General features: G+C 35.2%; 10 protein-coding genes, 5 tRNA genes, 1 pseudogene and 1 other annotated feature. Of the genes and pseudogenes, 12 read left to right on the top strand and 4 right to left on the bottom strand.

Going from position 1 to position 9753, the window contains the following annotated elements:
* The first annotated feature begins 17 nt into the window (after positions 1–17).
* The 6 genes from JOD07_RS03245 to JOD07_RS03220 all read left to right on the top strand — a co-directional run bounded on the left by JOD07_RS03245 (position 18) and on the right by JOD07_RS03220 (position 1120).
* A tRNA-Asn gene (locus tag JOD07_RS03245) sits at positions 18–92 on the top strand.
* Between the two features lie 6 nt (positions 93–98).
* Positions 99–174: transfer RNA gene (locus tag JOD07_RS03240), tRNA-Trp, on the top strand.
* A gap of 12 nt (positions 175–186) precedes the next feature.
* Positions 187–263: transfer RNA gene (locus tag JOD07_RS03235), tRNA-Asp, on the top strand.
* A 10-nt stretch (positions 264–273) separates the two neighbouring features.
* Positions 274–346, top strand: a tRNA-Val gene (locus tag JOD07_RS03230).
* Positions 347–360: 14 nt separating this feature from the next.
* Positions 361–434 (top strand) — tRNA-Met (locus JOD07_RS03225).
* Positions 435–547: 113 nt separating this feature from the next.
* Positions 548–1120 (top strand): accessory gene regulator ArgB-like protein, encoded by a 573-nt coding sequence (locus JOD07_RS03220; RefSeq protein WP_158741252.1) that lies wholly within the window; start codon positions 548–550, stop codon positions 1118–1120.
* 18 nt (positions 1121–1138) lie between these two features.
* Here the strand turns inward: JOD07_RS03220 and JOD07_RS03215 are convergent, their stop codons facing one another.
* The 3 genes from JOD07_RS03215 to JOD07_RS03205 all read right to left on the bottom strand — a co-directional run bounded on the left by JOD07_RS03215 (position 1139) and on the right by JOD07_RS03205 (position 3505).
* Complete coding sequence (locus JOD07_RS03215) at positions 1139–1270, bottom strand: cyclic lactone autoinducer peptide (RefSeq protein ID WP_158741253.1); 132 nt, start codon at positions 1268–1270, stop codon at positions 1139–1141.
* A 19-nt stretch (positions 1271–1289) separates the two neighbouring features.
* Positions 1290–2591, bottom strand: coding sequence for a sensor histidine kinase (locus JOD07_RS03210; RefSeq protein ID WP_204612185.1), 1302 nt, complete (start codon positions 2589–2591; stop codon positions 1290–1292).
* Positions 2592–2764: 173 nt separating this feature from the next.
* Positions 2765–3505, bottom strand: coding sequence for a LytR/AlgR family response regulator transcription factor (locus JOD07_RS03205; RefSeq protein WP_158741255.1), 741 nt, complete (start codon positions 3503–3505; stop codon positions 2765–2767).
* A 139-nt stretch (positions 3506–3644) separates the two neighbouring features.
* Here JOD07_RS03205 and ispF point away from each other — a divergent pair.
* The 6 genes and pseudogenes from ispF to JOD07_RS03175 form a co-directional block, all read left to right on the top strand.
* Positions 3645–4109: pseudogene (ispF, locus tag JOD07_RS03200) on the top strand (2-C-methyl-D-erythritol 2,4-cyclodiphosphate synthase); the annotation flags it as partial.
* Between the two features lie 111 nt (positions 4110–4220).
* Complete coding sequence (locus JOD07_RS03195) at positions 4221–4595, top strand: response regulator (protein ID WP_158741257.1); 375 nt, start codon at positions 4221–4223, stop codon at positions 4593–4595.
* A gap of 116 nt (positions 4596–4711) precedes the next feature.
* Positions 4712–4925, top strand: a binding site (T-box leader).
* Positions 4926–4971: 46 nt separating this feature from the next.
* On the top strand, positions 4972–5640 hold the full coding sequence (cysE, locus tag JOD07_RS03190) for a serine O-acetyltransferase (protein WP_204612177.1): 669 nt from the start codon (positions 4972–4974) through the stop codon (positions 5638–5640).
* The gene (gene cysS / locus JOD07_RS03185; protein WP_158741258.1) at positions 5627–7024 is read left to right on the top strand and encodes a cysteine--tRNA ligase; all 1398 of its coding nucleotides are present in this window, start codon (positions 5627–5629) and stop codon (positions 7022–7024) included. The genes cysE and cysS overlap by 14 nt, the downstream gene beginning before the upstream one ends.
* A 16-nt stretch (positions 7025–7040) precedes the next feature.
* Entirely contained in the window at positions 7041–7490 is a 450-nt protein-coding gene (locus JOD07_RS03180; protein ID WP_158741259.1) for a Mini-ribonuclease 3, read from the top strand.
* Positions 7491–7506: 16 nt separating this feature from the next.
* Positions 7507–9114: a putative polysaccharide biosynthesis protein gene (locus JOD07_RS03175; protein ID WP_158741260.1), complete on the top strand. Its 1608-nt coding sequence runs from the start codon at positions 7507–7509 to the stop codon at positions 9112–9114.
* Here the strand turns inward: JOD07_RS03175 and JOD07_RS03170 are convergent.
* On the bottom strand, positions 9111–9749 hold the full coding sequence (locus JOD07_RS03170) for a Sir2 family NAD-dependent protein deacetylase (protein ID WP_204612175.1): 639 nt from the start codon (positions 9747–9749) through the stop codon (positions 9111–9113). The two genes, JOD07_RS03175 and JOD07_RS03170, sit on opposite strands and share 4 nt — an antisense overlap.
* Positions 9750–9753 lie beyond the last annotated feature (4 nt).

Raw genomic sequence — 9753 nt, 5'->3', positions numbered from 1 at the left:
TTGCGAAGCAATTATAATCCTCGATAGCTCAGCGGTAGAGCATCCGGCTGTTAACCGGAGGGTCGTAGGTTCGAATCCTACTCGGGGAGCCAATACATAGGGGCATAGTTCAGTTGGTAGAACGTCGGTCTCCAAAACCGAATGTCGTGGGTTCGAGTCCTGCTGCCCCTGCCATGATTATTTTGTGGCCCAGTGGCTCAGTTGGTTAGAGCGCCGGCCTGTCACGCCGGAGGTCGAGGGTTCGAGCCCCTTCTGGGTCGCCATTATGATTATGGGCGCATAGCTCAGCTGGGAGAGCACCTGCCTTACAAGCAGGGGGTCATAGGTTCGAGCCCTATTGCGCCCATTATAATTTAATATGGCGGAGTAGCTCAGTTGGCTAGAGCATACGGTTCATACCCGTAGTGTCGGCGGTTCGACTCCGTCCTCCGCTATCCTAAAATAAAAAGACTAGTAAAAAATGCTAGTCTTTTTATTTTTTTTGCTATATAATATACATATACTTTAAAATATTACATAAAAGCATAAAACAAGAAGGAGGTTCCATATGATCGACAGATTAGCAGCAGGAATATCCTATCAGATTTATAAGAAGCAAATTTTTAATCACACACAAATTCGAGAGATTCAATATGGCTTACAAGCATTTATCAGTGAGACGATCAAGATCTTTTTTATGTGTATACTGTTAGTTTTAACAGGACATTTAAAATATGGACTGTTTGCAATGCTTGTATTTAGTTCTCTTAGAATCTGGGCAGGAGGATATCATGCGAACACTTATGTCAGATGTTTTATACTCAGTCTAAGTATTATATATGTTTCAGTTTTTGCGGGATTGCATGTTCAAAGTGATTTTCTATTCATTATTCAGGCGCTTTTCTCCTTTGGGATTATACTTAAATTCTCACCTGCAGAGCATAAAAATCAGCCTATTATTAGTAAGGAGAGAAGAAAAAAGATACATACTATCGCCCTTATAACATTTATCTTCTGGACAGGTATATCATATATATTGCCTCTTCCATGGAAATATATAGGTATGAATGCAGTATTCATTGAAACTTTAACGATCACTTATATGATCTTAAGTGAAAAAATTTTAGAATACAAAAAATAACAGGTCTATATAGACCTGTTATTTTTGTAATGATTTTGGGCATTTGGGCTGAGAAGCAAATAAGAAGCATGCAGGAGTTGCAATTACACCAGCAAAAATGAGTGAAACACTTCCAATCCATTTTAATGCTGCTAACATATTTTTCTTCATACACATTCCCCCCTTAATATTATTTTTTTTTGGGTAGTGTAATTTTAAAGCTAGTCTCATGTAGATCTGAGTCGACAGTGATTGATCCATGATGCTTTTCTACAATACATTTTACATTATATAGACCAAACCCTCTCACTTCCATGTGATTAGGTTTAGTAGAAAAGCCTTTTTCAAAGATTTTTTCAGTGTCTGCAATAGGTTGTCCGTTGTTTTCGTTGCATACATCTATGTAGACATTGTTTTCATCACCATACACTTCAACACATATGTAGCGATTCACTTCAGGAAGTGTTTCGGAAAACTCTATGGCATTATTTATAAGATTATTAAGTATTGTAGAAACTTCTGTAAGCGATAATGGCGTATCTGTAATTCGATCAACGATATTAATATCCATTTCTATGTTTTTTTGTTCGGCTATAGCGGTTTTTGTAACAAGAAGACCAGATACGACAGGTTCATCTGTTGCCATGATATCTGAAGTTCCCTGGATGGTGATGTTCAAACTTTCTATGTATTTTTTAGCTGCATCTAAACGACTTAAATCCTTAATTTGAACAAGACCATATAATACATTAATATGATTGATAAATTCATGTCTTTGAGCTTTCAGATGATTCATGAGTTCTTTAATATATTCAATATAAATACGTTGATCTTCTAATTGCATCTCTTTTACTGCCATTGAAACAACATATTGATTGAGTCTATACATAACTAATGAAAAAGAAATAAAGATAACTGCCAAAGAAATATATATAATAGGTTGAACATGATTAATAAAAGTACCAATAATAAATGTTAAAAATGTAAAAATACATATGGCGAAGAAAATTGAAGAAATCAAAATGCTTGTTTTTTTATTGATAAAATATTTCTTTGGAAGAGTTATATTTTTCTTATTAATTATAAAGGCAATAATTAAAAAGATGATTTGAACGATACAAGTATAAGTAGTTCGTATAAATGAATTAGCCAACATTTCAGAAGCAGACATATTCATAATTCCTAAGAATACCATACCTGCAGTCAAATCTATTGTCATCACAACTAAGACAGATATAAGAGTAGTCAATACAGATAAAATGAAATCCAGTTCCAATATTAAAGAACTAATGAGAATTGAAACTATAAGTAAAATAAATCCCTGTAATTGTATAGGTAAAATTTCATTCAATATGAGGTAAATACTTCCATGCATTAAAGCCAGGAAAAGAAATTTCGGAAAAGAAATTTTACCTTTTAATCCTGATAAAGTAGAAATAATTAAATACATTGAAAAACCTTCAATATACTGAAGTAAAGAGAATATCAACATCGTAGCGCTCCTAACTCTTATAGATTTCATTATAAATATTAATTAAAAAAAGAAAATAGATATTTGACGAAAGAGCACAACCATTTTACAAAAGTTGTAAATATAACATGAATTGATTTATTTTGCTATTTTTTATTTTATAATATTATAAAAAGCTTGTGAAGAGATTTAGCCTATTGTTTGTTATAATTTAGTAGTATTTTCTTGAACTCTGATTTTTTTCGAACACTTAATAGTGCAGTTTTATCATAATTTTCAAAAAAGATGTCTCCAGATGTTCTCCTGTTGTAAGATACATGGCTCACTTTTTTCATATTTACTAGGAAACTTTTATGAGTTAAGAAAAAGTCTTCATTCAATTCGTTATATAAACGAATCAAAGTGGAAACGCAACGATATGTTCCATCGACGGTATGGATAATGGAAAGATACCCACATTGTTCAATAAAAAGAATTTTATCTATAGGAATTATGAAGGATTGATTATTATAATTAATGACGAGATTTTTTTGATTTGCTTCTTCTTTATGGAGATTGCTTTCTTCCAGAATTCTTTTTAGAATTAATTTCATAGTGCCTTGAAACCTTTCTTTATTAACAGGTTTTGAGATATAATCATAACAGTGGCATTCAGAAACAGCTTCCATAATAAAATCTTTATAAGCTGTGACAAATACAACATATATAAATGGATAAGTTTCTTTAACCTTTTTTATAAGATCAATTGTAAGTTCTTCTTTTATGATAATATCTGCAATAATAACATCGAATTTTTGCTCTTTGATTTTTTTTAAAACATTTTCTTCATTTTCAGCTTCGCAGATTTCCATCGGCATATCCAGCTCTCTGAGGAAGTCTATCAGGTTTTGTCGCTGAAGATGGTTATCATTGTAAATTAAAATATTCGGTTTCAAAATAATCTCTCCTTCCATATATAGCAATTGCTTATAACAATTATTAAAGTATACAATAAATGTAATAAAATGTCAACTAATGATATAATGTGTTAAAAAACAAAAAATAAGGAAAATTAAGATAAAGAGGAGGACACATATGAGAATAGGAATGGGTTATGATGTACATAGATTAGCAGAAAACAGAGAATTGATTATTGGAGGTGTTAAAATTCCTTATGAAAAGGGGTTATTAGGGCATTCTGATGCAGATGTATTGATCCATGCGATCATGGATGCTTTATTGGGAGCAGCGGGAAAAGGAGATATTGGCAAACATTTTCCGGATACCGATGATCAATATAAAGGAATATCCAGTATAGAACTATTAAAGAGAGTAAAAGAAGTATTGGATGGGGATAACTTTTCTATTTTAAACATTGATTCGACGATCATAGCGCAAAAGCCAAAGATGTCTCCTTACATTGATCAGATGAGAAAAAATATTTCTGAGGCATTGGGTATTCACATCAGTCAGATTAATATCAAAGCAACAACAGAAGAAGGGTTGGGGTTTACTGGAGAGGGACTAGGTATCTCTGCCAATGCAATTTGCTTAATTCAGTGAGGATGAAAGCGAAGGTATCTTCTGAAATGATATTGAAATGATATTAGTATGATGATAAAATATTGTCACTACATATTTTTTAGTTTATACGTAAAGCGAGGGCTCAGCATGACAGTACTGATTGTAGATGATGCTGCATTTGTGCGAACAGTTTTGAGAAATATGATTCAGCAAATGGGGCATACAGTAGTCGGAGAAGCTTTCAACGGTCACGATGCTGTAAGAAAAGCAAAAGAGTTAAAGCCTGATGTAATTACAATGGATATCGTTATGCCTTCAATGGATGGAATCGAAGCGGTGAAGGAAATATTGAAGGAGTCACCAAATGCTTATATCTTAATGTGTACTGCAATGGGTCAAAAAAGAATGGTTATACAAGCAATTATGGCGGGAGCAAAAGATTTTATTGTCAAACCTTTTAATCAGGACCGGCTTGAGGAAGCTCTGATTAAATGTAAAAGATATTTGGATTTAATTAAATAATTGCGAATTATGAAAGCCAAAATTATATGTAATAAATACTCTTGAATTATTCAGAAAGAAATGATAACATTACTAGGCTAAATGAATAAAATAATTTATATAATTAGTAAAATTTGTTAAAAGCTATGATAGGAAGAGTAGTTTTATTGCCTTTACAGAGAGAAATCGCATAAGCTGAGAGCGGTTTTATATGTGCAATAGAATGAAGTGCATCCTGGAGCTGCATGGATGAAATAATAGTAGTCCATTACGGTGGCAACCGTTATCATGCTTCGAGTGAAAGCGAAAGCTTTTAACAGAGTGGAACCGCGGATAAACTTCGTCTCTGATTGGAGATGGAGTTTTTTTGTGTAGCAAAATGGGAGGTGCATGAATTATGGGTTTTATTAGGGATGAAATCAATGTAATTAAAGAAAGGGATCCGGCAATAAAAATGACTGCAGAAGTTTTCTTGTATCCCAGTTTCCATGCTGTTCTGTTTCATAGGGTTGCCCACTATTTATACAATCATAAGCGGTATTTTTTAGCAAGACTAATATCGCAAATATCCAGGTGGATAACAGGTATAGAAATCCATCCTGGTGCTAAAATAGGCAAAGGATTGTTTATAGATCATGGTATGGGAGTTGTCATTGGTGAAACCTGTGAAATCGGAGATAATGTTACCATCTATCAGGGAGTTACTTTAGGAGGAACAGGAAAAGATAAAGGTAAAAGACATCCTACTATAGGAAATAATGTAATGATAGGAGCAGGAGCTAAAATACTGGGCCCCTTTAAAGTAGGAGATAATTCTCGTATAGGTTCAGGAACTGTAGTATTAAGCGAGGTGCCCGAAAATTGTACTTGTGTAGGAGTTCCGGGAAAAATTGTGAGGAGAGATAATCAAAAAGTCGATCCCAACAAAACTTTAGATCAGGTAAAATTGCCGGATCCTGTACAAATGGAAATCTGCGGCTTAAGACATCAGGTTGAAGAATTGGAAAAAAGATTGTTACAGTTGGAAAAAATAATGGAAGGAAGTGGGAAACATGAAGATTTATAATACCTTAACAAGGCAAAAAGAAGAATTTATTCCTTTAGATCCTAAGGAAATCAAAATGTATGTTTGTGGTCCTACTGTATATAATTATATTCATATAGGAAATGCGAGGCCGTATATTATTTTTGATACAGTTCGCAGATATTTTGAATACAAAGGATATAAAGTAAACTATGTCCAAAATTTCACAGATGTAGATGACAAAATCATAAAAAGAGCGAACGAAGAAAATACAACTGCGATAGAAATTGTTGAAAAATACATAGCTGAAACCCTGAAAGACGCAGATGGCCTTAATATAAAAAGAGCTGTGGTTCATCCCAGAGTTACTCAGGAAATGCCAGCAATTATAAGCATGATCCAAACACTTATGGATAAAGGTTTTGCCTACGAAGTAAATGGTACGGTGTATTTTGACATCCAGGCTTATAGAGACTATGGAAAATTATCTCATAAAAATCAGGAAGATTTGGAAGCTGGAGCAAGAATCGAAATTAATGAAGATAAGAAGCATCCTATGGACTTTGTTTTATGGAAACCCAAGAAGCCAGGAGAACCTTCATGGGAAAGTCCATGGGGTGATGGACGACCTGGCTGGCATATAGAATGCTCTGCTATGGCTAAAAAATATCTTGGGGATACAATCGATATCCATGCAGGGGGAGAAGATTTGATTTTTCCTCATCATGAAAATGAAATTGCTCAAAGTGAAGCGGCCAATGGCAAGCCATTTGCAAGATATTGGATGCACAATGGATTTATCAATGTAGACAATAAGAAAATGTCAAAGTCCAAAGGCAACTTCTTTACTTTACGAGAAGTGGCCCAGGAATTTCCTTATGAAGTGATCCGTTTCTTCATGTTAAGCGCTCACTACAGAAGTCCTATTAATTTCAGCAGAGAGCTTTTACAGGCAGCGCAAAATGGCTTAGAAAGAATAAAAAATGCAGTGATCAATCTGGATCATATTGTTAACCATTCTGCTACAGAAGAAATGACAGAAGAGGAGATTCAACTGTCGGGAGAATTAGAAGTTTTTGTTAAGAAGTTTGAAGAGGCTATGGAAGATGATTTTAATACGGCGGATGCAGTATCGGTTATTTTTGAACTGGTTCGCTTTGCTAACACACACATTAATGGCAATTCCTCAAAAGCCTTTACTTCCGTAGTAAAAAAGAAGATAATAGAGCTAAGCAATATTTTAGGATTGCTTGAAAAACAAGAAAATGACTTGTTGGATGAAGAAATAGAAAAGCTCATTCAGGAAAGACAAGAAGCAAGAAAAGCAAAAAATTGGGCATTGGCGGATCAAATTCGTGATGCCTTAAAAGAAAAAGGAATTATTTTGGAAGATACCCCTCAGGGAGTAAGATGGAAAAGGCTATAATGAATGGAGATTGAAGATGGAAAACGACTCGAATATAATAAAATTTCTGGAAGATGAACATAAATCTATAGAAATAAAATGTGTCAAACCCAGGGAGTATTCCCCCCTGGTTTTGGCATATATTGGAGATGCTGTATTTGAATTAATTATCAGAACGGAGATTGTCTCAAAAGGCAATGCGCCTGTGAATAAACTCCACGAAGCAGTACGAGAGTATGTTAATGCCTCAGCTCAAGCCAACATGTATCATAGAATAAAAAACTATCTTACAGAAGAGGAAGAAGCGATCTTTAAAAGAGGCAGAAATGCAAAATCAAGCAGTGTTCCCAAAAACGCTGATTTATTGGATTATAAACATGCAACGGGGCTTGAAGCTCTTTGCGGCTATCTATATCTGGATGGACAAATCGACCGGCTGCGCTATTTAATAAATCTGGGAATGGAAGAACAAAAGGTCGAAGAATAGAGTTGGAGGTTACTACATGTCTGAGCATGCAAAAAAATTTGTTAAGGGGGCAATTATTCTTTCTATCGGAGGAATTATTGCAAAGATTTTAAGCGCATTTTTTAGGATACCATTGACACATTTGATTGGAGATACCGGACTAGGCTATTATCAAATGCCCTATCCCATTTATACGATGATGACCGCGATCTCCTATGTGGGCATTCCATCAGCTGTATCCAAAATCATATCCGGGAATTTGGTTCACAAAAAGTATTATGAAGCCCATAAAGTGTTTCAATATACACTTTTATTATTGATCATTCTGACCGGAGCAGTTTCACTGTTTATGTTTTTTGGAGCAGACTGGCTTATTTATACCCAGGGATGGGTGGAAGGTGCAAAGTATTCCTTGTGGGGACTTGCGTTTAGTCCGATTTTTATAGGGATCATGGGGGTATTTCGAGGATACTTTCAGGGAATGCAGGATATGATGCCAACGGCTACCTCTCAGATAGCAGAAAGTTTTTCAAGAACCATAATAGGGTTGGGCGCGGCATATCTTTTTATGAGACTTGGGTATGGCGTTGAAATTGCAGCCGGAGGAGCAGCTTTTGGAGGTGCAGCCGGCGGTATTATGGGATCGGTTATTCTTGCCATATTCTATTTAAAAAGAAGAAGGCAAATTTTAGAAAAGGTTAATCAATCAAAGGAAAATAGTAAGCAATTATCCTTCTTTAACGTATCAAAAGAAGTTATTGCAATTACATTCCCCATTTCTATAGGAGCATCCATTCTTTCGGTTATGAATTGGGTAGATTCTGCATCCGTTGTACGAAGACTGCTGGATGCTGGTGTACCAAGGCTTAAAGCGGTAGATTTATTTGGACAGATGGGGAAGGCATCTACTTTTATTAGCATTCCTTTAGCTTTGGGAATGGCGCTTATTGTAGGATTAGTTCCGGCCACTGCAGAAGCAGTAGAAAAAAAGGATCGAGAAGAACTTCATGATAAAATAGAGCTGGGGACAAGATTTGCACTTTTGCTTGGACTTCCTTCTGCAGCTGGATTATGCGTATTGGCGCAGCCAGCTATGAGTTTGATTTATGGAAAATACAATGAAGGAGCAGAAGTTCTGGCCGTCATGAGTCTCAGTTTGATTTTTGTTATGTTAGGACAAACATTGACAGGCATTCTTCAAGGCATGGGACATTTCTATGTACCAGTTGTTAATTTAGTTGCTGCAGCCGTAGGGAAAGGAATTATTAATTATTTTTTAGTTCCGGGATCTTTGGGAATCAATGGGGCAGCTATTGGAACAATTGTTGGGTATGGTATTTTTGCTGTTTTAAATTATTTGGCGGTTAGAAAATATGGAGAGTTTAAGTTGAAATTTGTTCATGTAATATTGAAGCCGACAATATCTGCTGCGGTTATGGCAGGCATTACTCTGGCTTTTTATAAGTTAATAAGTAGATTTATGGGAAACAGCATTTCCACATTGGCAGCTGTCTGCGTAGGAGTATTGGTATATGTTCTTATTCTTATTTTTACAGGGGCCATTGAAGAAGAAGATTTCAAGATGCTTCCAAAAGGAGACAAACTGGCGATTATCTTTAAAAAATTAAAACTTTTAAAGAATTAAAAGTTAAGCAGTTGGTCTGAATGTTCATTGATGATGATGGTATTTACATTTCGTTTGGCAGCAATAGATGGCAGCAGATTAGCAGGAAAAGCTTTGAGGCTGGTTCCGACGATCAGAACCAAATCGGCTTTTCTAAATTCCATGACGGCTTTTTCCCAATGGTGAATTTGTTCTTCATAAAGCACAATATCAGGCTTTAGAATACTAAGACACTCAGGACAGGTCGGAAGCTTTTGATCGTATGCTAGATGAAAGGGAAAATATTTCTTACAACTTTCACAGAAGAGAAAGTTAAGGTTTCCATGGATTTCTAGTACGTTTTTGCTTCCGGCCTTTTGATGTAGTCCGTCTATGTTTTGAGTAATGATTGAAACATTATATTTAGAAAGTGTATAATGGGCTGCATTCGGGCTACAATTTTTCCAGCGGAGAATTTCGCGATAAAAATCATAAAAAGTATGATGATTTTTCTCAAAAAAGGATCTTTCCATGATTTTTTTTATTGGAATGCCTCGATAATCCTTGGTAAGAGTAGGCAGGCTGCTGGCTACGCTTATGCCTGCTCCGGTTAACGCGACCGGATAAGTACTTTTTAAAATTTGTTCTTTGATATAGTGAGCATTGATGCTGGTCATAATA

Origin of the sequence: Defluviitalea raffinosedens (assembly GCF_016908775.1) — a bacterium.
GTDB lineage: Bacteria > Bacillota > Clostridia > Lachnospirales > Defluviitaleaceae > Defluviitalea > Defluviitalea raffinosedens.
Note: the sequence above shows the minus strand (reverse complement) of the source record. Positions and strands in the feature narration are given on the sequence as shown.